The sequence below is a fragment of the Hoeflea sp. EC-HK425 genome (assembly GCF_902498795.1).
GTDB lineage: Bacteria > Pseudomonadota > Alphaproteobacteria > Rhizobiales > Rhizobiaceae > Hoeflea > Hoeflea alexandrii.
This window is the reverse complement of sequence record NZ_LR701572.1, coordinates 3,722,746-3,749,032: the sequence shown is the minus strand read 5'-3', so window position 1 is coordinate 3,749,032 and position 26,287 is coordinate 3,722,746. Positions and strand designations below refer to the sequence as shown.

The 26,287-nt window shown below is 58.9% G+C and carries 25 protein-coding genes and 1 pseudogene; 12 read left to right on the top strand and 14 right to left on the bottom strand.

From position 1 onward, the window contains the following. Window positions 1–80: 80 nt before the first annotated feature. Both SPHINGO391_RS20635 and cydD read right to left on the bottom strand, forming a co-directional pair. Complete coding sequence (locus SPHINGO391_RS20635; RefSeq protein ID WP_152010605.1) at window positions 81–1,808, bottom strand: ATP-binding cassette domain-containing protein; 1,728 nt, start codon at window positions 1,806–1,808, stop codon at window positions 81–83. Next, window positions 1,805–3,472, bottom strand: a complete 1,668-nt coding sequence (gene cydD, locus SPHINGO391_RS20630) for a thiol reductant ABC exporter subunit CydD (protein ID WP_152010604.1) — start codon at window positions 3,470–3,472, stop codon at window positions 1,805–1,807. The genes SPHINGO391_RS20635 and cydD overlap by 4 nt, the downstream gene beginning before the upstream one ends. 130 nt (window positions 3,473–3,602) lie before the next feature. On the opposite strand from cydD, the gene SPHINGO391_RS20625 reads away from it, so the two are divergent. Then, on the top strand, window positions 3,603–4,091 hold the full coding sequence (locus SPHINGO391_RS20625; RefSeq protein WP_152010603.1) for an Rrf2 family transcriptional regulator: 489 nt from the start codon (window positions 3,603–3,605) through the stop codon (window positions 4,089–4,091). A gap of 56 nt (window positions 4,092–4,147) precedes the next feature. On the opposite strand, the gene SPHINGO391_RS20620 is transcribed toward SPHINGO391_RS20625, so the two are convergent. Further along, window positions 4,148–4,828, bottom strand: coding sequence for a GntR family transcriptional regulator (locus SPHINGO391_RS20620; RefSeq protein ID WP_244615290.1), 681 nt, complete (start codon window positions 4,826–4,828; stop codon window positions 4,148–4,150). 162 nt (window positions 4,829–4,990) lie between these two features. On the opposite strand from SPHINGO391_RS20620, the gene dctP reads away from it, so the two are divergent. The 9 genes from dctP to SPHINGO391_RS20575 all read left to right on the top strand — a co-directional run bounded on the left by dctP (window position 4,991) and on the right by SPHINGO391_RS20575 (window position 14,475). Further along, window positions 4,991–5,956 carry a TRAP transporter substrate-binding protein DctP gene (gene dctP, locus SPHINGO391_RS20615; protein ID WP_244615463.1) on the top strand — a complete coding sequence of 322 codons (966 nt, stop codon included), beginning with the start codon at window positions 4,991–4,993 and terminating at the stop codon, window positions 5,954–5,956. A 79-nt stretch (window positions 5,957–6,035) separates the two neighbouring features. Beyond that, window positions 6,036–6,533, top strand: a complete 498-nt coding sequence (locus SPHINGO391_RS20610; protein ID WP_152010601.1) for a TRAP transporter small permease — start codon at window positions 6,036–6,038, stop codon at window positions 6,531–6,533. Continuing rightward, complete coding sequence (locus tag SPHINGO391_RS20605) at window positions 6,530–7,846, top strand: TRAP transporter large permease (RefSeq protein ID WP_152010600.1); 1,317 nt, start codon at window positions 6,530–6,532, stop codon at window positions 7,844–7,846. Before SPHINGO391_RS20610 ends, SPHINGO391_RS20605 begins: the two co-directional genes overlap by 4 nt. Next, the gene (locus SPHINGO391_RS20600) at window positions 7,843–9,165 is read left to right on the top strand and encodes a malonyl-CoA decarboxylase (protein WP_152010599.1); all 1,323 of its coding nucleotides are present in this window, start codon (window positions 7,843–7,845) and stop codon (window positions 9,163–9,165) included. The genes SPHINGO391_RS20605 and SPHINGO391_RS20600 overlap by 4 nt, the downstream gene beginning before the upstream one ends. Continuing rightward, window positions 9,162–10,715 carry a malonyl-CoA synthase gene (locus SPHINGO391_RS20595; RefSeq protein WP_152010598.1) on the top strand — a complete coding sequence of 518 codons (1,554 nt, stop codon included), beginning with the start codon at window positions 9,162–9,164 and terminating at the stop codon, window positions 10,713–10,715. The genes SPHINGO391_RS20600 and SPHINGO391_RS20595 overlap by 4 nt, the downstream gene beginning before the upstream one ends. 275 nt (window positions 10,716–10,990) lie before the next feature. Continuing rightward, complete coding sequence (locus SPHINGO391_RS20590; protein ID WP_152010597.1) at window positions 10,991–11,371, top strand: GtrA family protein; 381 nt, start codon at window positions 10,991–10,993, stop codon at window positions 11,369–11,371. Then, window positions 11,368–12,345: a glycosyltransferase family 2 protein gene (locus SPHINGO391_RS20585; RefSeq protein ID WP_152010596.1), complete on the top strand. Its 978-nt coding sequence runs from the start codon at window positions 11,368–11,370 to the stop codon at window positions 12,343–12,345. The genes SPHINGO391_RS20590 and SPHINGO391_RS20585 overlap by 4 nt, the downstream gene beginning before the upstream one ends. Next, complete coding sequence (locus SPHINGO391_RS20580) at window positions 12,329–13,081, top strand: ChbG/HpnK family deacetylase (RefSeq protein WP_152010595.1); 753 nt, start codon at window positions 12,329–12,331, stop codon at window positions 13,079–13,081. The genes SPHINGO391_RS20585 and SPHINGO391_RS20580 overlap by 17 nt, the downstream gene beginning before the upstream one ends. Then, window positions 13,078–14,475 (top strand): glycosyltransferase family 39 protein, encoded by a 1,398-nt coding sequence (locus SPHINGO391_RS20575; RefSeq protein WP_152010594.1) that lies wholly within the window; start codon window positions 13,078–13,080, stop codon window positions 14,473–14,475. The genes SPHINGO391_RS20580 and SPHINGO391_RS20575 overlap by 4 nt, the downstream gene beginning before the upstream one ends. A 61-nt stretch (window positions 14,476–14,536) precedes the next feature. Here SPHINGO391_RS20575 and SPHINGO391_RS20570 read toward each other — a convergent pair whose 3' ends face one another. Then, complete coding sequence (locus SPHINGO391_RS20570) at window positions 14,537–14,989, bottom strand: RbsD/FucU family protein (RefSeq protein ID WP_152010593.1); 453 nt, start codon at window positions 14,987–14,989, stop codon at window positions 14,537–14,539. 198 nt (window positions 14,990–15,187) lie between these two features. On the opposite strand from SPHINGO391_RS20570, the pseudogene SPHINGO391_RS20565 reads away from it, so the two are divergent. Further along, window positions 15,188–15,733 (top strand): annotated as a pseudogene (locus SPHINGO391_RS20565) (aldo/keto reductase); the annotation flags it as partial. A gap of 210 nt (window positions 15,734–15,943) precedes the next feature. Here SPHINGO391_RS20565 and SPHINGO391_RS25370 read toward each other — a convergent pair. The 9 genes from SPHINGO391_RS25370 to SPHINGO391_RS20520 all read right to left on the bottom strand — a co-directional run bounded on the left by SPHINGO391_RS25370 (window position 15,944) and on the right by SPHINGO391_RS20520 (window position 23,884). Beyond that, on the bottom strand, window positions 15,944–16,573 hold the full coding sequence (locus SPHINGO391_RS25370; protein ID WP_343200335.1) for a hypothetical protein: 630 nt from the start codon (window positions 16,571–16,573) through the stop codon (window positions 15,944–15,946). A 15-nt stretch (window positions 16,574–16,588) separates the two neighbouring features. Then, window positions 16,589–17,470: a hypothetical protein gene (locus tag SPHINGO391_RS20555; protein ID WP_152010592.1), complete on the bottom strand. Its 882-nt coding sequence runs from the start codon at window positions 17,468–17,470 to the stop codon at window positions 16,589–16,591. A gap of 107 nt (window positions 17,471–17,577) precedes the next feature. Beyond that, a complete protein-coding gene (locus SPHINGO391_RS20550) occupies window positions 17,578–17,814 on the bottom strand; it encodes a hypothetical protein (RefSeq protein WP_152010591.1) in 237 nt (78 codons plus the stop codon). Between the two features lie 85 nt (window positions 17,815–17,899). Further along, a complete protein-coding gene (locus SPHINGO391_RS20545; RefSeq protein WP_152010590.1) occupies window positions 17,900–18,625 on the bottom strand; it encodes a TfuA-like protein in 726 nt (241 codons plus the stop codon). Then, window positions 18,622–19,794: a YcaO-like family protein gene (locus SPHINGO391_RS20540; protein ID WP_152010589.1), complete on the bottom strand. Its 1,173-nt coding sequence runs from the start codon at window positions 19,792–19,794 to the stop codon at window positions 18,622–18,624. Before SPHINGO391_RS20540 ends, SPHINGO391_RS20545 begins: the two co-directional genes overlap by 4 nt. A 51-nt stretch (window positions 19,795–19,845) precedes the next feature. Further along, the gene (locus SPHINGO391_RS20535; RefSeq protein ID WP_152010588.1) at window positions 19,846–20,109 is read right to left on the bottom strand and encodes a hypothetical protein; all 264 of its coding nucleotides are present in this window, start codon (window positions 20,107–20,109) and stop codon (window positions 19,846–19,848) included. A gap of 26 nt (window positions 20,110–20,135) precedes the next feature. Continuing rightward, window positions 20,136–22,100, bottom strand: a complete 1,965-nt coding sequence (locus SPHINGO391_RS20530) for a DNA-binding protein (RefSeq protein ID WP_152010587.1) — start codon at window positions 22,098–22,100, stop codon at window positions 20,136–20,138. A gap of 40 nt (window positions 22,101–22,140) precedes the next feature. After that, window positions 22,141–22,599 (bottom strand): helix-turn-helix transcriptional regulator, encoded by a 459-nt coding sequence (locus SPHINGO391_RS20525; protein WP_280177933.1) that lies wholly within the window; start codon window positions 22,597–22,599, stop codon window positions 22,141–22,143. A gap of 190 nt (window positions 22,600–22,789) precedes the next feature. Then, window positions 22,790–23,884, bottom strand: a complete 1,095-nt coding sequence (locus tag SPHINGO391_RS20520; RefSeq protein WP_152010586.1) for an endonuclease/exonuclease/phosphatase family protein — start codon at window positions 23,882–23,884, stop codon at window positions 22,790–22,792. A gap of 500 nt (window positions 23,885–24,384) precedes the next feature. On the opposite strand from SPHINGO391_RS20520, the gene SPHINGO391_RS20515 reads away from it, so the two are divergent. After that, complete coding sequence (locus tag SPHINGO391_RS20515; protein WP_152010585.1) at window positions 24,385–25,323, top strand: radical SAM protein; 939 nt, start codon at window positions 24,385–24,387, stop codon at window positions 25,321–25,323. Window positions 25,324–25,325: 2 nt separating this feature from the next. On the opposite strand, the gene SPHINGO391_RS20510 is transcribed toward SPHINGO391_RS20515, so the two are convergent. Then, the gene (locus SPHINGO391_RS20510; protein WP_152010584.1) at window positions 25,326–25,841 is read right to left on the bottom strand and encodes a hypothetical protein; all 516 of its coding nucleotides are present in this window, start codon (window positions 25,839–25,841) and stop codon (window positions 25,326–25,328) included. Window positions 25,842–26,287: the final 446 nt, after the last annotated feature.

Below are 26,287 nucleotides of genomic sequence, written 5' to 3'. Positions count from 1 at the left end.
ATATCTATGAATTTTTGAATATGTCAGGGCGGGGTGGCTGACATTGATTTGGATCAATAAAGCTGCATTACTGATATATCTTATTTGGACGGCTGGAGCTTTTTGGGTCCCGCCGGTCCTATGGCTCGGCATTGATCCAGCTGGATGACGCGATCCGCCCAGCCGATTTCGGCAGGACGGTGGGACGCGGTCAGAATGGATGCCGCCGGCAGGTAGGCCCGTATCCCGGCGAGCACGGCGAGGGCCGTCTTTTCGTCCAGCCCTTCGGTGGGCTCGTCCATGAGCAGCAGTCCTGGTCGCCGCAACAGGCTGCGGGCAAGAACAAGCCGGCGGGCCTCGCCACCCGACAGGCCCGCTCCCTGTGGACCAAGCCTGCATTCCAGTCCGCCTTTGGAACGGATGACCAACGTCAGCGAGACGGCCTCGAGCACCTCCCACAGGGCCGCATCGGATGCGTCCGGACACCCGAGCCGCAAGGCATCCCCGACTGTGCCTGCCATCAGCGCGCTGCGTTGCGGAACCAGAGTGACAACGGCGCGCAGTCGGGATTCGTCCCAATCTGCGAGGGGCAGGGAGCCAATCGTGATCTGTCCGGCTTCCGGTGCAAGCAGACGGGCGGTTAGCAGCAGCAATGTGCTTTTTCCCGATCCGCTCGGCCCGGTAATGGCCACGCTTTCGCCGGCCGAAATGGCCAGGGACACCTTGTCGAGGATTGGCAGGAGCGCCCCGTCGCGTCGAAAGGAGAGATCCCTGATCTGCAACTCGGCAGTCTGGCCGGAAAGCCCGTCCTTGGGTGCCAGCGCGACAGCGTTCAGGCTTGCCGCAACCCGTTGTGCGGCCACGCCCATCCGGCCGAGATCAGCCATCGCCCGGCGCAGGGGAGCGATGGTTTCCATCAATGCCAGTGAAGCAAAGAACCCGATGGCTGCCAGTGCCGGTGTGATCATGCCGTTGCGTGCGAGCATCATCCCGATCGCAAGAGCGCCTGCCGCCACCACGGTTCCGGTCAGTGACAGCGCGAACCCTGCCCGCCGTTCGATACGGTCCAGATCAGCGCGGCGGCGCTGCCGTTCGGCATCGGTAGCCAGAACGGTCTCGCCCTGGCGCGTCAATTGTCCATAGGCCGCCAGATCGTCGCGGGCACGGATCAGATCTATGAGCTGCGACCGGAAGGCCTGAGCCGCGGCCTCTTCTTCGCCGGAAGAGCGTGCGGCAGCGCGTGCTGCGCGAGCGAGGACAATGGTTGCCGCGCCAAGGAAGCCGGCGGCGATCCACAATGCCACGCTCAGATCCAGCAGCCACCACAGCGCCGCGAAGGTCATCAGCTGCGCTGCAATGCCGGCCGCGAGTGGCAGGATCAGCCGCAGTGGAACACCATCCAGCGCGTCGACATCCGCCATCAGCCGGTTGAGGGCCTGGGGGCCACGCAGCCGCACCAGCAGGTCATGCGGGGCGGTGACGGTGGTGGCCAGCAGCCGGACCCGGATCGTCGTCAGTGCTTTGAGCGTGGCGTCGTGGGTCAGCAACCTTTCGCCATAACGTGCGGCGGTCCGGCCAAGTGCCAGAAAGCGGACCATGGCCGAGGGCCGGAAGACATCGAAGACCGCGCCCATCCCGGCCAGTCCCGCAGCTGCGGCTGCGGTGATGAACCATCCGGAAAGGCCGAGAAGCGCGATCCCGGCGATCAGCACGACAAGGCTCAGCGCGGCGCCGCGGATCAACGCGGTTGACTGGTCCCGCAGGATCAGCCGGAAAACCTGCCACAACGCCGCGCCGCCACGATGGCGATTGTGATTGCTCGCGGTCATGCGTCAGCTCCGATCAGGATTGTGCGGTCCATCCGGGCGGCCAGCGCCGGGTCATGGGTGGCAATAATCAGACCGCAGCCTTGGCCAGCCAGCCTGGCCAGTCCGGCCATCACCACACCGGCGGTTTCGGCATCGAGATCGGCCGTCGGTTCGTCGGCAAGCAGAATGTCGGGCCGGGCGAAGATCGCCCGCGCCAGCGTGATCCGCCGGGCTTCGCCGCCGGAAATGCCGCCGCCGGTTTCTCCGAGCCATGCTTCTTTTCCACCGGGCAGTGCAGCAATCACCGAGCCTGCCGCGGCGGCCTGCAGCGCCTCTTCCAGATCGCCGGTCTTCCCAAGGCTTATATTGTCGGCCAGATTGGCATCGAGGAAATGCGGCGTCTGCGGCATCCAGCCGAGCCGCGCGCGCCAGCCATCCGCGGTCGCCGAATCAAGCTTCTCGCCCGCGACATGGATCACTCCCTCGTCCGGCAGCGCCAATCCGGCAAGCAGCCGCAACAGCGTGGTCTTGCCCGCACCCGATGGCCCCATCAGGGCCACGCTTTCTCCCGCCTGGATCGCAATGTCCGGATAGCGGATCACCCGGCCGCCGATATGCACCGCCACGCCCTCAAGTCTGATCTCCGCTGCTCCGGGGAGGCGCTCCGAGGCGCCTCCCTTGCCCGCCAGTTCCCGGGGTGTTCGCGCCCGCCATTCCGAGAATTCGCCTGCAACCGCCAGCGCCGCGGCCTTGTCGTGCCAGGCTGCCGAAAGATCCCGCAATGGCTGGTAGAAATCCGGAGCCAGCAGCAGCAGAAAGATCCCGGCGGCGGGAGTGAGTGGTGCTGCATAGGATCCGAACTCGATGGCCCCGAGCAGGGCAAAGCCGACATAGACAGCCATCATCGCCACGCCGATCGCGGCAAACAACTCCAGCACCGTTGAGGACAGGAAGGCAATCTTCAGCACGTTCATGGTGCGGGATCTGAGCTGGTCGGCACTGGCGGCGAAATCAGCGATCACGGCCGGTCCGGCATCAAGCAGCCTGATGTCGACAAGTGCCGATAGCCGGTCGATCAGAAGATCGTTGAGCGTACCGATATCCGCCATCTGTCGTTGACTTGCCTCCTTTGCGGCAAGCCCGACCAGCGCCATGAAAACAGGAATCAGCGGGCCGGTGACAAGCAGAACCAGTCCTGCCGCCCAGGAGAACCAGAAGCTCAAGGCCAGGATGACAAAGGGCACTGTAATCACCCGCGCCTGCGCCGGTGCGTAACGGGTCACGTAAGGAATCATGTGGTCGAGCTTCTCGCTCGCCAGGACGGCTGTGGACGCCGCCCCGCCACTGTCCGTCGTGCGCATCTCGCGCCGGACGATTTCCTCCCTCGCGCTGCTCACGATGGTCACGCCGGCCGCAAACAGAAGCCGCTCCGCCTGGTGGTTCAGCAAAGCCCTGACAAGTCCGAGCAGGACGAACACCGATGCGACTGCAAGCGGTTCCGGTCCCTCCACCGGCCCAAGCAGCCCGGCAATCGCCATTGCGACGACCCCGGCCTGCAGCGGCCAGATCAGCGATGAGGCTGCGCTCAGCATTGAGGCAAGGCGCACTTTCCCCTCAGCGGCGCTCATCATTTGTTCGAGCGTTTGCGCATCCGCTTTCGGGTGGGCATCTTGTTGTGACGACATATTCGCCTGCAAAGTTGTTTTCACAATGCGTGTTATCTGTTCCCTAAGGGCAGGAAAGTGATCTGGATCAACTCGCAACGGATCAACGAAGTGTATTTTCCAAGTTGGTCAAATCCAACGGAAACATGCCATGCGACTGACAACCAGAACCAACCTCGCCGCCCGTGTGCTGATGTTTTGCGCCGTCAATGACGGCAAGGTGGTCCGGTCCTCCGACATCGCCAGGGCGTGCAATGCGTCGGGCAATCATCTCGGACATGTCATTCACCAGCTTCAGCAGCATGGTTTTGTCGAGACCCTGAGAGGCCGGACCGGCGGGTTGCAACTGGGTCTCAAGCCGTCCGAGATCAGTATTGGAAAGATTTTCCGGGTTTTCGAATCGAGTGTTCCCTTCGCCGAATGTTTCGCGGGCGATCAGAACACCTGCCCGCTCACCGCTGAGTGCCGGTTGCGCAGTTTTATCGAGCGTGCGGTGGAAGCGTTCTATCACGAACTCGATATGGTTACGCTCGACGATCTCGTGCGTGGCAATTGCGGTCTGGAATCCATGCTCAAGCTGGCACCCGAACGTCTGCCGGCCTGTTCCAAGAAGGCCATTGAAAACCTGCCCGTCGCTTAAGAGAGTATGGTCTTTACGTTCCGCCCGGCATCCAGGCTGGGGGACGGCTGCAGCCGTCAGCCGGCTTTCCTCGGCGCGATCTGCCGGTAGCTTGCCATGAGATCATTGAAGCGCTCGCCCTGGATGGCGACGTGTTGCCGCAATGTTGCCGCGGCGGCTTTCGGATCGGACTTCTCGAGCGCCGCATAGACCGCCCTGTGCTCCCGCATTGACTGAGGCATGCGGCCGTTGACGCGCAACTGCATGCGCCGGTAGGGCTTGAGCCGCTTGTGCAGCCTTGCTGCTTCCCGCGCCAGGAAACTGTTGCCGCTGGCCTCGTAGAGCAGATGATGAAAGGTCTCGTTCTCGCGGTAGTACTCGTCGGAATCACCGCGTGCGATCGCAGCCTCACAAGCCTCGATCGTGCGGCCGATGTCGCGCATCTGCTGCTCGTTCACCCGCCGCGCGGCGCGGAAACCGCACATCGCCTCAAGTTCGGCCATCACTTCGAACATCTCGACCAGTTCGACGAAATCCGGATGCCGGATGAAGGCGCCGCGCCGCGCTTCCAGCGTCAGCAGCCCCGAGGCTGCGAGAGACTGGAACGCCTCGCGCAGCGGCGTCCGGGACACGCCGAACTGCTCGGCCAGCTTGACTTCATCGAGCCGTTCGCCATCGGCAAACTCGCCGGTGACAATCATCTGTTCGATGCGTTCGCGAATGGTGTCTGCGATGCGTGTGCCCATGGATCGCATCATGCGCAATCCGTTCCGAAATGCAAATTCAATATTCTTGTATACAAGAGATTTGACATTGCATTCAGAAAGTGATCCCATTTGGTGGCCAGGACCGGAGGAGGTTCGCTGGCCACAATCTTCTGGGAGGTAGACATGAAACTAGGATTATCAGCTCTTGCGGGCATGCTTGCCGCATCCATCGCCATGACCGGGCTTGCACAGGCAGAAACGCTCAAGGCGTCGCACCAGTTTCCGGGCGGCAAGGGCGATGCGCGCGATGAGATGGTTCAGCTTTTCGCCAGGGAACTCGCAGCCGCCAATGTCGGTCTCGATGTCCAGGTCTATCCCGGCCAGTCGCTTTACAAGGCCAAGGAGCAGTGGGGCGCGCTGACCAAGGGCCAGCTCGACATCACCTCGTTCCCGCTCGACTACGCATCGGGCCGCGTGCCGCAGTTTTCGGCAACGCTGATGCCGGGCCTGGTGCGCAATCATGACCGAGCCAAGCGGCTCAACGCCTCGCCCTTCATGACCGAGATCAAGAAGCTGATCGAGGACAATGGCGCAATCGTCATTGCCGATGCCTGGCTCGGCGGCGCCTTCGCCTCGAAAAAGAACTGCATCACCTCGCCCGACACCATCAAGGGCCAGGTCACCCGCGCCGCGGGCCCTGCCTTCGAGCAGATGCTGGTTGGCGCAGGCGCATCGATTTCCTCGATGGCGTCGTCGGAAATCTACACCGGCATGCAGACCGGCGTTCTCGATGCCACCAACACCTCGTCGGGATCCTTCGTCTCCTACCGCATCTACGAGCAGGTCACCTGCCTGACCGAGCCGGGCGAGAACTCGCTTTGGTTCATGTACGAGCCGATGCTGATCTCGAAGGAAACCTATGACCGTCTGACGCCGGAACAGCAGGCCGCCGTCATGGCTGCCGGCAAGAAGGCCGAGGAGTATTTCGACAAGGAGGCCGCAGGTCTCGATGACAAGATGGTCGAAACCTTCAAGAAGGCCGGCGTCGAAGTGGTGTCGATGTCCAAGGAAGACTACGACGCCTGGTTGGCGATCGCCAAGGAGACTGCCTACAAGCAGTTCGCCGAAAAGGTGGATGGCGGCCAGCAACTGATCGATGCGGCGCTCGCAGTAGAATAAAGCGGCGGACCGGGGGGAGGTTCGCCTCCCCCTTCTTTCGTCTGCTATGCCCTTTCTTCGATCCGAGGATTTTTCACCGATGAAACGCTTTGTTTCGGCCATTGAGGCGGCATCGCGGCTGTGCGGCATGGCGTCAATGCTGTTGATCGCCGCATCCACGCTTGTGGTTTCGCATATGGTATTCATGCGCTATTTTCTGGGCGCTTCCACCATCTGGCAGACCGAATTCGTGGTTTACGCCATGATTGCCTCCACCTTCATCGGTGCACCCTATGTGCTGATGCTCAAGGGCCATGTCTCGGTCGACCTTCTGCCCAATCTGCTCGGAGGCACGGCCAAGCGACTGCTTGATGTCCTGGCTGCGCTGTTGAGTCTGGCGTTCTGCGGCCTGCTCGCCTGGTCCGGCTGGCACTATTTCTACGAAGCGCTGTCGAAGGGCTGGACCACTGACACCGTCTGGGCTCTGCCCTTGTGGATCCCGCTTCTGCCCCTGCCGCTCGGGATCATCATCCTGTGCCTGCAATACGTCGCGGAAATCTACAAGAACTGGACCGGAACCTCGGAGGCCGCAGCATGAGCCCGCTTGAAATCGGCCTCCTCATTCTCCTCGTGCTGATCGCGCTGTTTGCCATCGGCATGCCCATCGCCTTTGCACTTGGCGCGGTCTCCATCGGAACCCTGCTGCTGATCGACGGCTTCCGTTCGCTCGACATTCTTGGCGAGACCTTCTTCTCCGGGCTCAACTCGTTCACGCTGGTCTCGATCCCGATGTTCATCCTGATGGGTGCCGCGGTCTCGAATTCTCCTGCCGGCAAGGATCTCTACGAGGCACTCGACCGCTGGCTCAACCGCGTGCCGGGCGGCCTGGTGCTGTCCAATCTCGGCGCCTGCTCGATCTTCTCGGCGCTGTCCGGTTCGTCGCCCGCCACTTGTGCTGCCATCGGCAAGATGGGCATCCCCGAAATGCGCAAGCGTGGCTATCCGGACGGAATTTCGGCTGGCTCGATCGCTGCCGGCGGTACGCTCGGAATTCTCATTCCGCCCTCGATCACCATGATTGTCTACGGCATTTCGACCGAAACCTCGATTGGCCGGCTGTTCCTCGCCGGTTTGATTCCCGGTCTGATGCTGACCGCCATCTTCATGGCCTGGACACTGTTTTCCTGCTGGCGCAGCGGTCTGAAGCTGTCAGATGTGACGCAGCATTACTCGCTCAAGCAAAAGCTCGAGATCCTGCCGCGGGTGTTGCCGTTCCTGGCCATCGTCGCGGGTATCCTGTTCGTACTCTATGGCGGGGTCGCCACACCCTCCGAAGCCGCCGGCGTTGGCGCACTGTTCTGCCTGGTGCTGGTGGTCGTGGTCTACAAGATGTTCTCGGCCAGGCCGTTCCTGTCGATGTTCCGCGATTCGACCAGGGAATCGGTGATGATCATGATGATCATCGCGGCCTCCGAACTCTTCGCCTTCACCCTGTCCTCGACCTTTGTCACCCAGTCCATCGCCGGCTGGATTTCCGACCTTGAGGTCAACCGCTGGGTGTTGATGGCAATCATCAATGTCTTCCTGCTGGTCGCCGGCTTCTTCCTGCCGCCGGTGGCGGTGATCCTGATGACCGCGCCGATCCTGCTGCCGATCATCATCAATGCCGGATTTGATCCCTACTGGTTCGCCGTCGTGCTGACCATCAACATGGAAATCGGCCTGATCACGCCGCCGGTCGGCCTCAACCTCTACGTCATCAACTCGATTGCCCCGGACATCTCGCTCGGCACCATCCTGCGCGGTTCGCTGCCTTACGTGATGTGCATGATCCTCGCCATCGTGCTTCTGTGCATCTTCCCGTCGATCGCAACCTTCCTGCCAAACCTGATCATGGGGGGTGCGATTTGAACCGGTCGGGTTTCTTCTACGACCTGCTCTCGACGCTGTTCGAACGACCGAACCTCGCTCGTATCAAGGGCGACGGGCGCTCGATCACCGAGCTCTGCGAGGCGCTGATTACAAGTTCGAGCGAGGGGGCCTCGCACAGCATGGGGCAGCAGATCCTGTCGCAGTTCAGTGAACTCACGCCAGAGGCCGAAGTTGAATTCTTCCGCTACCTTACCGAACAGCTCGATATCGATACCGAAAAGTTGAAGGCGCTGACCGCGGCCTATCAGGCCGACCGTTCTCCGGACAACCTTGCGGGCCTCCTGGAAGCCGCCGAACCCAGGCGTCAGGAGCTGCTGCGCCGCATCAACAGGGTTCCGGGCGCCACCGGCGAACTGGTCAGCATGCGCGCACACCTCCTCGGATTGCTCAGGGACAACCCAAGCTTCGGCCGGACTGATCTGGATTTCCAGCACCTGTTCGGCTCCTGGTTCAACCGCGGATTCCTGGTGCCGCGCCGCATCCACTGGCAGAGCCCGGCCAATATTCTCGAAAAAATCATCAAGTATGAGGCAGTGCATGCCATCGATGACTGGGATGACCTGCGCCGCCGTGTCGAACCCGCCGATCGGCGCTGCTACGCCTTCTTTCATCCCGCCATGCCGGATGATCCGCTGATCTTTGTCGAGGTTGCGCTGGTGAAGGGTGTTCCAGGTTCGGTGCAGGCCATTCTGGCCGAGAACCGCGAGATCCTCGATCCCGCAAGTGCCGACACGGCCGTGTTCTACTCGATTTCCAATTGCCAGGCGGGATTGCGCGGCGTCTCCTTCGGCAATTCGCTGATCAAGCAGGTGGTCGAGGATCTGCAGGCCGAGGTGAAGTCAATCACCACCTTCGTCACCCTGTCGCCGATTCCAGGCCTCTGTCGTTGGCTGAGCCAGTCTCTCGCCGATCAGCCAAATGCGGACGCGGTGGCCCAGGCTGTCAAGGTTGCGACTGACACCGGTGATCTGGCCGGGCTTGGGGACCAGTCGCAGTGGTTGCGCCGCCAGGCGGCGAGCTACCTGATCAACCAGAAGGACCGCAACGGCCTGCCGCTAGACCCGGTGGCGCGCTTTCACCTCAACAACGGCGCCATGGTGCACGACATCCACGCCGGCGCGGACCTCTCGGCAAACGGGGTGCGGCAGTCCTGCGGCTTGATGGTGAACTACCTTTATGATCTCAGGAAGATCGGTCAGTTCCACGAAGGCTTTGCCGAAAACCACACCGTGGCGGCCTCGCGGGATGTGAAGACGCTGGCCGATGCAGCGGCCGCAAACAGCAATGGCAGGAAATGAAAATGGCTGACAACTATCTTTTTGACGGACTGCTCGCCGACAAGCTGGCGACACCGGACGGCCGAAACGCGCTGTTTGCGACCCTGCCGAAAGACGGCCGCCGCTACACCTATGGCGATGTCGAGGATGTGTCGGGCCGTTTTGCCAATGTGCTGGTGGGCCTGGGCGTCAAACCAGGCGACCGCGTTGCCGTCCAAGTGCCGAAATCCATCGAAGCCATCATGCTCTATCTTGCCGTGGTTCGTGCCGGCGGCGTCTTTCTGCCGCTCAACACCGGCTACACGCCGGCGGAGATCGAGTATTTTCTCGATAACGCCACCCCCCGTATCTTCGTCTGCGATCCGAAGACACGCGCGGACTACGAGACGCTGACCGCCAGGCTTGGCATCGGGCTTGAAACCATGGGCGTCTGGCAGAGCCACGAAACCAGCGCGGGCTCGCTCAATGACGCCGGGTTGGCCGCACCGACCACCTTTGAAACCGTCGCGCGGTCGGCGGGTGACCTTGCCGCCATTCTCTACACGTCGGGCACCACCGGCCGCTCCAAAGGCGCGATGCTCAGCCATGCCAACCTGCTGTCGAATGCCCAGACCCTGGTCAATGTCTGGCGCTTCACCAGCGACGATGTGCTCTTGCATGCGCTGCCGATCTTCCACACTCACGGCCTGTTCGTTGCCACCAACGTGACCTTGAGCGCCGGCGCATCGCTGATCTTCCTGTCCGGCTTCTCCGCCGAGGCGATCATCTCCAATATCCCTGAGGCAACCGCACTGATGGGGGTTCCGACCTTCTACACGCGGCTGCTTGATGAGCCCGCCTTCACCGGTGATCTGGTTAGGCACATGCGGCTGTTCGTTTCCGGCAGCGCGCCGCTTCTGGCCGAAACCCATGTCCTGTTCGAACAGCGCACCGGCCACCGCATTCTCGAGCGCTACGGCATGACCGAGACCAACATGAACACCTCCAACCCCTATGACGGCGAGCGCCGCGCGGGCACCGTTGGCTTCCCGCTGCCCGGCGTCGACTTGCGCATCGTCGACGCCGAGACTGGCAAGGTCCTGCCGCAGGGTGAAATCGGCATTATCGAGGTCAAGGGTCCCAACGTCTTTTCCGGGTACTGGCAGATGCCGGAGAAGACCAAGGAAGAACTGCGCGATGACGGCTTCTTCATCACCGGCGATGTCGGCGTCATCGATGCAGACGGCTATGTCCAGATTGTCGGCCGCTCCAAGGACCTGATCATCTCCGGCGGCTACAACATCTATCCCAAGGAGCTCGAACTCCTGCTTGACGAGGAAGACGGCGTACTGGAATCCGCTGTCATCGGCGTGCCCCATGCCGACTTCGGCGAGGGCGTGGTGGCGGTGCTGGTACCCAGGCCGGGCGCCAGGCTCGAAGAGAAGACAATCCTCGAAAGCATCAAGCCGAAGATCGCCCGCTTCAAGCAGCCCAAGCGTGTCGTCGTTCTTGATGAACTGCCCCGCAACACCATGGGCAAGGTGCAGAAGAACGTTCTGCGCGACGCCTACAAGGCATTGCTCGCCGAGTGAACAGGCGATGACCTGAGATTCCCTCCCGCCCGGGAGTGGAACGGGGCCTGATCGCCGCGCGGGGCGGCACCCGGTCGTGCCCGGCCAAGAGACGCCGGTGATTGCGGCGCGCCCGTCCGCCGGCTCCCAATCCAACTATTGCCGTTGGTGGCGGCACCCAATATACCGGCTCCCCAACAGTTTGAATTTGGGGCTCACCGCGTCAGCGGTGGTAGCGGTCGTCACATGATCGGATCGTACCGGTCAGGGCCCGCCCTTAACTGGAAGAATTGACGATGCTCAGGAAATTCTCCCTTTTTGCCAGCGGATCGGTCATTGGCGCAGCCATTGATTATCTGGCGACACTGGCGCTGGCCCGCTGGATGAGCCTTGATCCCGCCATCGCTCTGGCTTTGACGATGATCGTCAGTGCCACCGTTGTGTTCCTTTTTCACAGCCGCATCACGTTTCATGAAGCCAATGACAACCTGGTGCGGCGTTATCTGATTTTCATGGCCTGGAGCGGTTTGGTCTTCCTTCTGCGCGCCCTGCTGCTAAAACTCTCGCTTTATGCCGGTCTGCCCCTGACCGTGGCGCTGCTTGTCGCGATCGGTGTGGCCTCGATTATCAATTTCGCTGTGTCGTCAGCAGTCATTTTCGCAAAGAAGCCGTCATGACCGGAAAAACCCTGTCAATCGTCGTTCCCGTCTACAACGAGGCCGCGGTGCTGCCCGAGTTGCTCGACCGGCTGGAAGCCATTTCCGGCAATCTGGCGGACGAATTCAAGCTCGCCGTCGGCTTCATCTTCATTGACGACGGCAGCAGCGATGACAGTTTTTCCATTCTGAATGCCCATGATTTCGGTCCGCGCCCGGTCCGCCTGCTGCAATTCTCCCGCAATTTCGGCAAGGAGGCCGCGCTGTCGGCAGGCATAGACGCTGCCCGGTCCGCCGATGCGGCGGTTCTGATGGATGCCGATCTCCAGCATCCGCCGGAGATGATCACCAAGTTCGTCCGGATATGGCTCGATGAAGGCGCCGACAGCGTCTATGCCTACAAGGTCAGCCGCCATTCCTCGGAGGGTTATCTGAAGGCTGCGGCCTCCAGGGTTTTCTTCTGGGTTATCAACCGCAACATCCGCTATAAGATTCCGCCGGGCGCCGGCGATTTCCGCCTGATCAATCGTCGCTTCATGAAGGCCCTTTGCTCGCTTCCCGAAAGTGACCGGTTCATGAAGGGGCTGTATGGCTGGGTCGGCTTCCGCCAGGTCGGCCTGCCGCTCGCGCCCGCCGTGCGGGAGCACGGCACGAGCAGCTTCGGTGCGCTCCGTCTGTTGTCGATAACGATGGACGCCATCACCAGCTTTACCACAACGCCGCTGCGGCTGATGGCCATGGCGGGCATTGTTATCGCCATGTTCAGCTTGGTTTACGGCCTGTATGTCGTCATTGAGACGCTGTTCTTCACAGGGGTGGCCAACGGCATTGCCTCGGTCCTGACACTGATCGCGTTCTTCGGCGGCGTCCAGATGATCTTTCTCGGCCTGCTTGGCGAATACATCGGCAAATCCGTTCAGGAGGCCAAGAAACGCCCCCCTTACATCCTGGCGGAAGACATCAGCCGCAAGGGAGACGTTGTTGAGGATCGCTGATGATTTCGGGCTTGGCCGCAAGCATGACCGGGTCATCCTTTCCCTGATGGAGGCCCGGCGGCTCGATGCAACCTCCGTGATGGTCAATGATGCCATCAACGCCGGCGACGTTGCGCGGCTCAAGGCACTTAGGGATGCGGGCGCGCAGGTCGGCCTGCATCTCAATCTCACTCAGGCGCTGCCCGGATACGCCGATGTCTGGCCGCTGTCGCGGCTCCTGCGGCTGTTGCCGGATGCCCGGTTGCGCGAGGTCGTTGAAGCCTCGCTCAGGCAACAGGCTAAGACATTTGTCGCGCTCTTCGATCATCTGCCCGACTATTATGATGGCCACCAGCATTGCCACTGTGTTCCGTGGATCGCGCCGCTGGCCGCGGAATTGCCTTTTGGACCGAAAACCTGGATCAGGGTGCCGCTGCCTGCCACATGGATGGGGCGGTGGCGCAATCTTCGCGCCGGTGGCGCAAAGGGCGTGCTGATCATGGCGCTGGCCGCGTGGGCGCGGCGGGTCTTCAGGCGGGCGGGACACGAGGTCAACCGGGATTTCTCTGGCTTCCTTCGTCTTGACGATCCGGCCAGTGTTCGTCACTGGTTACCTCGCCTGCTGGAAACGGCGGGGCCGGACTGCCTGATGATGGTGCACCCCGGTGATGCCGATGATGAAATGCAATGCGCCGGCCATGCTCCGGAAAGCCGCGACTGCGAGACAAAAATCCTGCTTCAAGGGACAATGAATTGACCAAAAGCCAGGCCATCCTCTCGGGTTTGCTGCTGCTGCTGGCCGTGCGCGTGGCCGCGATGGTCTGGGTTCCGCTGACCGATACGACGGAGGCGCGCTATGCCGAAATCGCCCGCACGATGGCCGAAACCGGTAACTGGATAACCCCGCTGTTCGACCTTGGCATTCCGTACCTGGCCGAGCCGCCGCTGCACAGCTGGCTCTCGGCGTCCGGAATAGCGCTGTTCGGTGTCACGGCCTTTGCCGTGCGCCTGGGTGTCCTTCTGTCGGCTCTCGCCACACTGGCAATCCTGTGGTTGTGGGCGCAAAGTTTCACTGACCGGATAACAGCCGCCGTTGCGGTACTGCTGGTGGCGAGCTCCGGGCTCTTTTTCGTGGCGTCGGCCCTGGTTCAGGCAGACATGGCGCTCACTCTTGGTGTCACTGCCGCCATGGCCGGATTTTACAATGGTCTGTCGGGAAGCCGCCGCTGGGGCTGGCTGTTCTTCGCAGGTCTCGCCGTCGGGCTTCTGGCCAAGGGCCCCGTGGCCTGGATCCTGTCGCTGCTGCCGATCGGCATCTATATGGTCTGGCGCGGCAGCTGGAAGGACCTGCAGCAATTGCCCTGGATCGGCGGAATCGCCTTGATCGCGATCCTGGTCATGCCCTGGTATGTCGCTGCAGAAAGCATCGCACCCGGATATCTGGGGATCTCCATCATAGGCGAGCACGTCCAGCGCTACTTCGAGCCGGGATGGGCCGGCGGGCTATACAGTTCCGGGCCGGCGCATCCCAGGGGCATGATCTGGCTGTTCTGGATTCTCGCCACGCTTCCCTGGAGCCCGCTGTTGCCGATCCTGCTCTGGCGCCTGCGCAAGGGCGTGCCGCGCAAGACGCCCGACGACACCGGTCTGTATCTCTACCTGCTGCTGTTCGTTCTCACGCCGCTGGTGCTGTTCACGCCCGTGCAAAATACGATTGTGACCCATGTGCTTCCGGGTGTTCCGGCAGCTTCGCTGCTTGCCGTCATGCTCTGGCTGCGCTCCGGCCCTGCCCAGGCGAAGTGGGTCCATCTCGGCGTGGCGGAGGTTGTGGTGGTCGCGGGGGGCATTATCCTTGTCTCTGTCCTTGGCCTCGCCCGCACGGCTCTCCCTTCCGAAGCGGCGCTGATAGGTTCCTTCAACGCATCCGGCAGACTGGCAATTCTCTGGGACCGGAGTTTTTCTGCCGAATTCTACACAGATGGCGATATCACCCGGCTCAACTCACTTGAGGATCTCGAAAGCTGGCTTGCCGCAGGCGACGGGGTAATGGTGCCGAAATACCGCCAGGCCGAGTTCCTGGCCCGTTTCGGCAATGTCGGCGCGCCGGTCGCGGAGAGCCGCAAATACATGCTCTACATTCCGGTGCCTTGAGTGGCGGGTGGGCTTGCAAGGCTTCCCGCCCGTCAACTCCGGTATAATCGGCGCGGCTGGCCTATGCGTCCGGCGGGATAACACCCTTGCGCAGCATGATGCAGCCGTAAAACCGACGTTCACCGGTCTGGATCACTGCATAGGCTTGTTTGGCGGTATCGTAGAAGGCGAACCGTTCGATTCCGATCATCGGCCGGTGCCTCCCCTCCGCCGCATCGATCACAGCCTGGACTTCCGCCTGCACCGGGGCGATTTCATCCGGACTTCCGACGATTTCCATCCGGCCGGCAAAGTCGTCGACGAACGTGTCGAGCGGCAGCACCGAAAGCACCGCTTCCACGGCCTGGGCCGAGGTCAGGTTGTCCATCCTGAGCAGCTCGCCGAGCACCGTCTGCCGGGCAAGCGTGTCTGACGGAAAATTCGTGTCGGCGATAATCAGCGTGTCGCCGTGCCCCATGGCGCGAAGCGCGTAGAGCACCTCGGCATTGAGCCGCGGATCCAGTCCCTTGAGCATGAAGTCCTCCCGGTAATGTCCTTGCGCGCCGTTGCCGGAGGGCGCGATTGCCGGCGATCCTGCAGCGGGACAGTCCGCTATTCAAGCCCTATCGGCCTGCGGACGGGTTCTCCCACTGCAAATTGCCGACACAGGCAATAGGAGGGATGCGGTTCACGAGAGGATCGGTTAGGTTTCCGCGCGAACAGGGAGAGACAGATGAAGACACGGCACTGGGACAGGATCGGCAATGGCGGGCTCACATTCACCGAACTCGGCTTCGGCACGGCGCCGCTCGGCAATCTCTATCGCGCCATTTCCGATGATGAGGCCCATGCGGTGCTGACCAAAGCCTGGGATCTCGGAGTCCGCTATTTCGACACTGCGCCGCTCTATGGGTTGGGGCTTGCCGAAACCCGGCTGAACCGCTTCCTGCGCGGCAAGCCGCGCGGCGACTACGTGCTTTCGACCAAGATCGGACGTCTGCTGCGCCGCTGCGAGCCCGGCGAGGAGCGCACCGGCGCGGGCAAGTTCTTCGACGTGCCCACACGTCGGGAAGTCTACGACTACAGCTATGACGGCGTCATGCGCTCGCTCGAATTCTCTCTCGAACGCCTCGGCGTCGACAGCATCGATATTCTCTATGCTCATGATCTCGACATATTCACCCATGGCAGCGAAGCGTCACGCAATGCGAGGCTCGAGGAGCTGATGGCCGGCGGTTACAAGGCGTTGTTGTCTTTGCGCGATCAGGGCGTCATCAAGCGGGTCTGATGCCGGAGGGGGCAGGATCCTACGTTAAGGGCTGATTTGGCGTTCTGTCCGTTGCAACGTCCTGTATACAGTTGGCCTCGAAACTGAGAAGAGTTCGGCAAGATCGCTGATGGAGTATTCCACGGTGTAGATCCCCAAGCCCTCCTGCATTCGTCGCAGAAGGAAAATAGGTGGCCGGATTTTACTCCGCCCGCGGCCGGACTATTCCGCCGCTACCATGGCCGACTTTTGCACCGCCGCTCTCACGTTTTCCATTGCCTGTATTTTCCCTTTGGATACAGCAATCAAACCTTCCTTGTCGCCATCGGTTAAGCTGGCGACTGGAACGCCGACCAGAAATACGCCAACAGCATCGGCGTTAGCGGCGGAGTTTTGCGACGCCGACAGTGTGGCAAGTGTTTGCCTTTCCGTCAGCAGATCCCGCTGGAGCTGCTGGCACTCTATGTTTGCATAGGTCTCGACTGGCAAGTTGACTGGAACAATCGCGTCTGGCCGCTTGGCGCAACCGGCCAGGACCGCCATTGCCAATAAGGCAAAGATTCTAATTTGCATCACGATGCCCCTAAAAGTTTGTTGTCTCGTAAGAGGCACGCTATGCGGGTTTCCCTTCTGATGCAAACGATAGCGCGGGCTGTTTGTCAAAGCGGGGCTATTGGGGCTGCGGATGTTACAGTTTCGGTGTTTCGAGAGTGAATTGAACTCTCTTCCGTGGAACCTGCATGAAGAAAACGGTCTTTGTCCAAATAGCTGATTTTGTCTGATGCCGGCGAGAATGGCGAATATAGAATTCGGCGATCGGATGATGTCCGATTGCCTGTTGTTGTTACGCATTTGAACTGTACCACCTCAACGACAAGCGGGTAGCGGGATGCTGATCGGGTCAGGGTCGCCGATGAATTTCAAAGAACGTGCACCGACCTCGATGTGCCGTTTATCTCTTGAGATCCTATTTCCCTGAATTTGGGAGGACAGTCCGCAGCCTGCATTTTCTGCGGCAGCAAACAGAACCTGCCGGCTGATGCTGTTTTGGTCCTCATCAGAGCAGTCCACCAGCGTGATCGTTGTGTTTGTTGTGAAATTGTTGCCGGTCTTTGCTTTTACGATGGCTGAAAGTTCGACGATATGCCGTGATATTGTCCCGAAGGCGCGTCCTGGGCAGAGACCCATCTCATCAGTACGGGTCATGCGCTTGCGGGAGTTCCCTGCCTTGGGAACCAACAAATTCACGCTCACAAGTGAATCAGCGTGTTCCGGCTTAAGGCCTGATAAAAATGCGCTTTCTAAACCCGACATAAGGCTCTCTGCCGGAGTGTGGTCGTTGACTAAAGCTGTAAACTCAATGCGAGGTAGGTATGAATCGAGAGGAGTGTCTCCGCGCTTCTGAGGCTCACCGATCCGTCCCCGTTCAAGAAAGTAGCGGTTTATTGTGTCGAGGTTGCCTTCAACACACCTGCGGGAATCACGGCTGAATTCACCACGCAATTCCTCGGAAAGGCGTTCCATAAAGGAAGAGTACTCTTCGCGCTTGATTGTGAAATCACCGCCCACGCCTTTGCGTAAAAAACGAATGCCTGCATCGCCATTTGCGGTGATTTCCACGCCCATTCCGAGCAAGCAAACCCGAAGAGACTGTGTCATCATTTCTTCGTAAGTCGGCTGTTCTTGAGCGTTTGCGGTACCGCTCATAGTTAGTGCAAAGGCCAGTGCAACAAGTAATTTGGAATTCATTGTGAGCCCTCTCTTCTAAGCAATCATGCAGGTGAAAGCGCCGCAATTGCCTGTGCAGATAGGTGTTGTGGAAGCTTGCGTCTGGATCGCCGAAATGACTGCTGAATTCAGTGCAGCTCCGCGCCGTCGGATCTATCCTTGCAAGCCATCACCTGCGTCACATCAGCCCCGGCTTCTACGATTTCCTCGAAAATCGAACCTAATGCCAGCTCCAGGCAGTAGGTCGGAAACTCGATATCCAGCGATTGCGCTGATTGGCGAGCAAAGGTGACAAGTCTCGCGAGCGCCGCCAGCTCTTTGACGAATTCAGGATTCTGACGGCCAGTGTTTTGATTGAGTGTCATAGCAATACCCTCTCCCAATGGATCAGTTTACGCACCCATCAAATCACGTCTGGCGTGATACGAGCGTGACAGGTGGGGCAAACGTCTATCCTTGGAGAGACTCTTGGGCGCCCCGCCATGGTCTGAAGAGAGATGTTTGGCGCAGTGTCCAATCGGTCGGGGGCGACGCTCTGCGAGCGGCGACCATGGTGACATGTTCAAGCACAAGCTCAGCATCCATTTGCTTCTGCCTCATGGGTTTTCTGCATATAAGTGTATGCAGTTCTGCGCCACGGTCCTTGGGAAAGCCTGCCCCGGTGATGATTGTTCGCCACGTGCGATCTTTGAAGAATTGGTTCTCTGCCGTTTGGAGCAAATGACATCCATCTTCACGGCTCAGATTGTTTTGCTGGACATGCCAACTGATTGTTGCTCGGACATCAACCATGGCCTCTGTCAGGGGTCGATATCCAAGTTCCTTGGGTGCGTGAAGCAATGCCACATCGGCATCATCGATGAGATTTCCGGTTTGGTAGTCGCGGAAGATCTCACCCACGCCAATCATGCCAAAAGCAGTGCATTCAGCCGCACGCAAAGCGCCTAGGCTTGCTCCTCCTATCACCTGCACACCCTCCGATAGAGCGAAGAGAATCTCCTTATGCCAAATTGCGGCAATGCTCTCATAAACCCCGTCGATGAGACCAATGACGTTCACGCCCCGATGCACTGCGGCCGCAATGTCTCCCTGTGCGGCCGGGGGCAGCAGAGTGATCGATGGATCAACTGTTTTCGTGGAGCCATGGAGCGAGGGGCCCGCGAACAGCACCTTCATCGAAACACCAGCAGTTTGGCCAGGGCGCGCGCGCCAAAGGCGCTTCTTCTGTCCCCTTTGGGGTTTTCCAGCTTGGGGACAAGAAGCTTGACGACCGCCATACGACCCTCTTCGGCGTTGAGGCGAACCTTGATAGCAGGGCCTATTTTTCCCATCTCCATCGTTTCCAGCAGACGAGGCAACATGTCGGCGACCGACAGGTCTGCGGGGACAAGATCCTTGCCGGTCCAAGGCAGGGAGTAGGCCGCCAGTTCCATGACGGCATCTGCATGCGCCGGCCAGCCATAGCTCTCTGGCGGCACGTCATCCCTTGCGCCGCTGATCAGTGTCAGCCGTGATTGAACGGCTTCGGTGATAGCGCGTATTGCGGCCCGAACAGCGATCGGATGACATCCCGAACCGTTGGTCACATCAATGTAGCGGAGGGGTCTTTGGTCAATCGGTGCCAGTAGTGCAGAGAATGCCGGCACACCAAGATCGCTGGTGATGTCAAACAGCTGCAACCGAAATGCAGCCGCTTCAATTCGATCAATCAGGTGCGCGATGACAGGGTCATGAAATGAGCGAGGATCAATGGCCGTAGTGGTGCGTTTGCCCACGGGCTCGAGCTGCCAAAGCGTTTCCGCATCCCGCTCAATGCGCTCGAGCAGTGCATGGAAGATCGCTTCATCCTCCGTATTCCCGGATGCAAGACCGTCCGAGGATTGCCAGAACCGGGTAGGGCGTGTTCGGTCAAGTCTTACCGCATCTTCCGGCACCCAGACATCCTGGTCGCTCGCCAGGTCATAGCCTTGCACCCATCCCAGCACGTCAAGGGGCTGGAGCGGTGGTTGTCCAGCACCAATAAGGCCATTCAAAGCTTCGCTCCGCGCGCCTTCCGCGTTCAGCTTCGCGATGGAAGTCTCTCTGGTCCGGATGATAGGGTCTTCGGCGACCGCGCGTTCGAGCGCTTCCATTGTCGCCGAGACCTTCGCGTCAATGTCCCTGATGCCCTTGCCCTGGTGAATGGCAATCGAGCGCGCATTAGGACGGATCGCATTCCACACAGGAATCCCTATGCGATCGAGCCCGGTAATGCGGGCTAGGCGTGTGATTCCATGCGTCGCAAGAAGCGGTGCCACGCGCTCCAGCGTTTCCTCCGCCGAACATACACGGTCAGAGTAGATCATGGACGGAGGAGAGCCCCGCCGCCGTGGCGGCAGGGTGTGTGTTGATATCCATCACTTAGAAGAGGAGGATCCAGCGTCGAGCTGACCGGAAAAGGCCTTGGCATCAAGCTGACCAGAGAAAGCCGCGTCTCTATCAGATACGACCACAGCAAGATCGATCCCGGCCGTCATGGTTGCGCCAACTTGCCGTGCTGCTGCTGAATACCCAAACGGATCAGCATCCAATGGGGGCAGGGCCGATACGGTGCCTGCATCAAAATCGACCATCCAGTAGCCATCTTCCCCTGTCACTCCAAGGACTGCATATTTCGCCATGGTTTTCTCCTTTGCTGTTGAAAATCTCACTTAAAACCGGCTCTGCTTAAGCCTTCGCGGTACAGTTCCCGTTGCCATTTTTCCTTGAAAGTGCAGACGGATAACCAACTCTCAATCTCAAAATCCGGGTAAATGTCGATGGTCTTTGCGGCAAGTGTGCGGGATCTCTCTGTGTTGCCCATCATGCCGCAACAGGCGGCCGAGAGCCTGGTAGCCGCAGTTTGATCTTCCATCTTGCCGATGCACGTCAAAGCCGTCTCATACTCTTCCAGGCAGAAATTTGCGCCGGCCGCGGTCCACCAATAGATGTCCGGACAGAGTGGGTTTAACGCGATTGCCTCGGAGATCTTCCTAAGCCCGGATTCTGGCTGGGAAGCGTGGACCAATGTGTCGGCAAAGTCGGCGAGCAAATCAGCGTGCATCGGCGCACTCTGTTCCGCCGCAGAGAAAACATCGATGCTCTCGTCAAATTGTCCGCAAAACAATTTAACGACCCCCAATACCCGGTAGCCAGCCGCATCATCTGGATCTTTGAGGACCGCCGTCATTGCGTTGGCTTCGGCTGCCTTCAGTAGCGATGTATCAGCCCGTGCCAGCAGTAACCATTCCAGATGCTGTGTCCGTGCCACACCACTCAGTGCGCTCGCATACTCTGGTGAGCCATTCAACGCAGCGCGAAAGCTCTTACGGGCTCTTCTGATGCTGGGAAGGTCAATCCGGCCAAGATGGTTCTGCCCGATGAGATAGTGTTGGTAAGCGTCCGGACTGCTTGCAATCCGGGCTTTGGCAAATTCATGGCGCTCTATGAGGTCAATGACAGATGCGGCAATCCGCCGGATCAGCTGAATATAGCTCGATGATAGCCCGCCGCCGATGAGCGAGAACCTCTCCGCCCAGATCATGGAATCGACCCTGCAATCAGAAAGCGTCGCGTAAAGTGTCGGCTCCCCCGTCTCCGCGCTGAGCCGCGTTTCAAGCGCATATGTCACATCGTATTGCTCGAACGACACTGCATTGCCCTGAGTGCCACTGGCTAGTCGCCTGGCTGTATGGGCCGCGACAACAGCCAGTGACCTTGTCCGGCAAAGGCTGATCGTGATGTCTTCAACAAAAGCCTGTGCCAGTTGGACATTTCCTTTAGCCTCCGATGCATCAATGGGCGGCAGGATCAGCAGGCGAGGGATTTTTGGTTTATCCTGGTATGGGTCAGGTATCGCTTCAATCGCGTTCGCCGGTGAAGGCTCCTGGTCTTTAGCTCTTGCTGGTATCCGATCACCAAACAGACTTTCGGCAAACTCGATCATCTCATTCTGGGGTAAAACCTGAAGATCGCTCCACAGAAGGTCCTTGTACCGATGGAGATGCGTCCTCACCTGAGAAATCAGGCCTTCGCTGGCGAACGCGCCCATGAGAGCTTTGTAGGCTGTCTCGTTGTAGCTATCGAACTCCAGCAACCGGTAGGCAGCTTCTTTGATGAGGGGCCTGTCCGTATCATTGATGGGGCCGCGTATTGCTCGGTCCAGGCAGATGGAGACATGATGCAGGATTTGTGACCGTGTCGCGTGTAACCAAGCCTCGCCCTTCTCGGAACTGAGTTCGCAACCTGACAAGAATTCACCGGTCACCAAATCGAGAAATTTTTTTAGGTAGAGGAGTGGCTCGTCCGTCGTGCCGCCGAGAAGCATGGAGAAATCGTATTGCACGGCGGTGCGGTTTACTGCGATATCGGTCTGGGTAAGGACGAAAATCGGGGAGTCCAGGTCTTTCTGACGCGCCTTTATCCGCAAAAGCAGTTGGCGCAGATTGACCCGCGGGTTTGTGCTCTCGCAGTTTTGCCAGAGGAAATCAGCCAGGTCTTGGCGCGGTATGTGTGAATTGGACCGTGTCAAAAGATAGCTGAGCGCGACCAACGCCTTTTCGGGAAAGGCGACGACGTCCCCTGTCGAGGCAGTGAGATAGAGTTCTCCGAACGTATGTAGTTGGTAGACCACCTATGCCCCCTATGTGGTCAGACGTCAGAACAGTGGATAGCTAGTGGCTGTGCCTTTCTTGGCTTGCCGAAGCATCCTGCGCCTCCGGAACGGTCTGCCCTTCGTCGCTACTGAGCGTTTTTGCCAGCTCAACAAAAGACCTACGGATCTTCGGATTTTCAATTTTCGAAAACGCTCTTATGAGGGCCAAGCCTTCACGAGAGGCTAAAAAGCGGGACACATCCTTGTGTTCCGAGTCCTGTTCAAGCCCCTCTAAGTTGGCTTCCTCTCCGTCATATTGCTCAAAGAAGTAGCTGATCTCGACGCCAAGTCCTCTGGCAATCGCATAAAGGCGAGAGGCACCAATGCGATTGGTCCCTTTTTCATATTTTTGGACTTGTTGAAACGTAATCCCCAAAAGTTCAGCAAGCTTCTCCTGACTCATGCCAATCAAGTTGCGCTGCATTCGCACCCGCGAACCAACATAGGCGTCCACTGAAGTGAATGCTTTTTTTGACACTTTGCTTCCTCCAGAATTGCAAAAAAAGAGAGTGAGCACACAACCGTGGCGGATTACTGGATTGCAATAATTGCGAGTAATCCTGCCTGCACTCAATCAAATGTGCAAGGTCCGGCAAATGATTTATTTCATGCTGGTCGGAAGAGCTAACAATTTTCTTGTCACATCGGCCGCATAATGCGTCCCTTGACTACTGTGAGCTTCCGAGCGTCATCCGAATAGGGCAATGGTCGCTGGGATTGGCCGGGGAAAACACCAGCACCTTGTTTTGTCCAGCGAAAGGCTTGGGCGCGGAATCCGGCGGGCAGGTTTTCAAGTAGTTTGAGGGCTTGTCCAGGCGCCGGCCTTCGCTCATCTGTAATTGTTCAGCCGAGATTTGGATGTCGGACGGGACACCGAGAACCACGAAGAAATCTATGTCGTTTCCTGAGTCTGGGGTGTACGCCCACGGTTGATTGCCTGATGCCCTGATTTCCGGAAAGGCCGCTTCAGCGTCCGTGCGGATCTGCTGGTAGTCATACGTGTAGTCTTTCCAGCAAACGCGCTCCTGTGGCTCAAATCGGACGTTTGCATCAACCGCTTCCAATCGTTTGCGGATGGTGTCGCTTGAGGTTCCAAGCTCGCGATTCCAATCCCCCGTCAGGATGAACCGATAGCCAGCCTGCTCGGGTTCCCCGATCCACTCAATCAGACGGTCAATCTGCTTCGCTTGGGTCACACAATCATCGGCCAGGTCTGGCGTATTTGAAGCACTGTTGCGTCCGCAGGAGGCTTTGAGGTGCAGTGATGGCACGGCGTATTTTTGTCCGTCCCAGGTGAATTTTGCGACCGGTGCGCCACGAACCTTGCGGGCTTCTTCCGTGGTGCATTCACTCTGATGCTCAATGTCGAGATCGTCGATCTGCTCGATCTTGATGTCCGGGAACTTGTCACCCCGGTAGGCGATCGCCGTGAATATGTCGTCCACATCCTTTTTGCAGTTCTCTGCGTTGCTCGTGCATCGGTCTTCGAAAACGACTTTGTAGCCATCTGGGAGTATCGCTTCGGCAGCCGCTTCACTTCCGAGTTCCTGAAGGGCGAGAATATCCACATCAAGAGCCTTGATGGTGTCCCGGAGGATTCTGTAGTCGTTTTCCGTTCTGACATGGCCGCGAAGCGCTATGCCCGGGCCTTCAGCAAGATTGGCAATGTTCCAGCTTCCAATCTTCAATTCTTCAGCGTTTGCGGTCGGGGCGGCCAAACAAGAAAACAGGGCCAAAGTGAAACGAGTAGATTTCCAGTTCATGAATCTTACTCCGAGCGAGAGGGCATATCCATCCTGTAGTTGTATCCCTACTATCTTCGCGCCATGTGACATTTGCAAGAATGGTTTTCATATTTATGGGCACGCCGGCGTTGCCGTCAGGCTCTATGCGCTCTCGCGCACCGAACCCGGAGGCGGTTTCGGCCATGGGGTGACGATCCTTCGTGCAAATGGGAGATGAAGGCGCTGCCTTACTCTCCCCGCAAGGGACGGCTCTGCCTCTTCGCCCTTGCCCCCTCTCTATCCGCTCTCGGCGATGCCAGGAGCCATGGCCTTTGCCATGCTCCTGTTTCACCTGCCGGCGTGTGAGGGGCTGTGCTGCATTGTCACTGCACGTACTCGCTTGGCATCGCCAAACTCTTGGAACCCACCTAATGGTGAGATAGGGCAATATACAAATATATACTTGAGGTGGAAATGTTTATGGAATACAATTAATTTAGCAATGGGCCGGATAACGATAATTTTCACGAGGTATTGGTATGAATAATCACGTCGATCCTGAAGCGCTTATTTCGTCTACTGCGTTGAATTTTCTATGGCTTGAGCTTACCAACACCTGCAATCTGGAATGTGTGCATTGCTACGCACAATCAGCACCCGATTGGGTTGATAAAGACCCGCTAAGCGTACGAGAGTACCAGACGCTCCTCGAAGAGGCATATGACAACGGCTGCAGAGCCGTGCAGTTCATAGGCGGAGAACCGACTTTGCACAAAGGCCTGCCTTCGCTTCTTGAGAGGGCGCATACACTTGGTTACGGCATGATCGAGGTTTATTCGAACCTGATTGCGCTTCCGGCTTCGCTGTTGGACGTCTTTACAGTTACTGGCGCGACACTGGCGACTTCAGTCTACTCGTCTGACGCCGAGGTCCATGACTCCGTGACAACGCGTCCCGGCAGTTTTTCACGTACTGCTGCTAATCTGGAGAAGCTGGTGGCTGCGGGCATTCCCGTCCGGGCTTCTTTCATCGAGATGTCCTTCAACAAGGGTCATTTTGAAGCCACACGGACTTGGCTCAACCAGTTGGGTGTGGAGAGCGTCGGATTCGACGAGGCGCGCGCCTTCGGGAGATCCAATCCCGGAACAACGTGCGACATGGGAGAACTCTGCGGAGAATGTGCGAGGGGAACGCTATGCGTCGACCCCGAGGGAAGCGTTTCGCCCTGTATCATGTCGAAGTCCTGGAGCGTCGGCGACCTGAGACAGACGTCGTTGAACAACATCTTGACGTCTACGCGTCTTTCCGACGTGCGCCAGGATATTTTCCGGCACACCTCGGGGCATCAAGGCGCAAGCATGGGGGGCTGCAACCCGAGTTCACCGAACCCTTGCGGCCCAAACCAAGGCGGTCCGTGCAATCCATGCTCCCCTAATGGGCTTTGCGGCCCGAACAAGTGCCAGCCGACGGGTGGCTGAACTCAACCTACCCAAGAAGGCTGCACGTCGAGGCGTCGAGCGCTTACGCGGTGCGCGTGTTTTATCGTATCGTGGTTGCCTTTGTAGGCTTCGAACAAAAGCGTGTGTATGCCGCAATCCGAAAGATGGCAGAAGGTCCGATATTTAAGCCAGGGCCCGGCCCATTTGCCGCGCATTTCAGGTGCGATCATGATAGCGAAGAAGAATGCGCTTCCGCCGCAGGTCTCAGAGAGGACGAAGCTGCATCCGATTGGTACCGGGCCCAGTTTTAACCCAAGGGACAATCCATGCGAGTATGAAATGCGGTGCGCAGGGTTTTGGAAACGGCGCGCGAGTTCTGATGTCGAAATGGGGAGAAGCAGCGAGTGAAGCGCGGCGGCCTCTTCATACTCTCCCGCGCTGATCGTCGTAGTTGCGGCGGTTGCCGGGATCCGGTCACGCCGTTCGAGCCTGAGGACGAGAGGCTCGATATCGGCGATGAGAGCGGGAACGGAAGCTTCGAAGGTGATTTGAGTCATATGCCAAAGAGATCTCCACTTTCCTGCGAGGATCAAGTCCTAATTCAGGATCTGTCCGAGCGTGGGTTTCATATCCTTCCCTCCAGATTATCACAGCCCAGTCTAGGGCGGGTAATCGACTGTCTCAAACAACAGCGACTTCGCCGGACACCGCTGAATGATACGGATCATTCGCATTGGTGGGATGAGGTCGACTGTCCCGCCAACACTATCGCCGCGCAACATCTCTTTACCGAACAAGTGAAGGAACTTGTCTCCCAGATATGGGGTCCTCCGTCCCTGTGTGTTTTCTGGGCAAACGTCTACCGGGCAGGAGAGCGGATTCCCCGGCACCGCGATACGGAAGGCGAGCTTCAAATCATCACTGCCCTCTCTATTCCACCGCATGCATGCGGAGGAGCACTGATCATTCATCATCAGCAATCGCACGAAGTACTTCTTTCTCC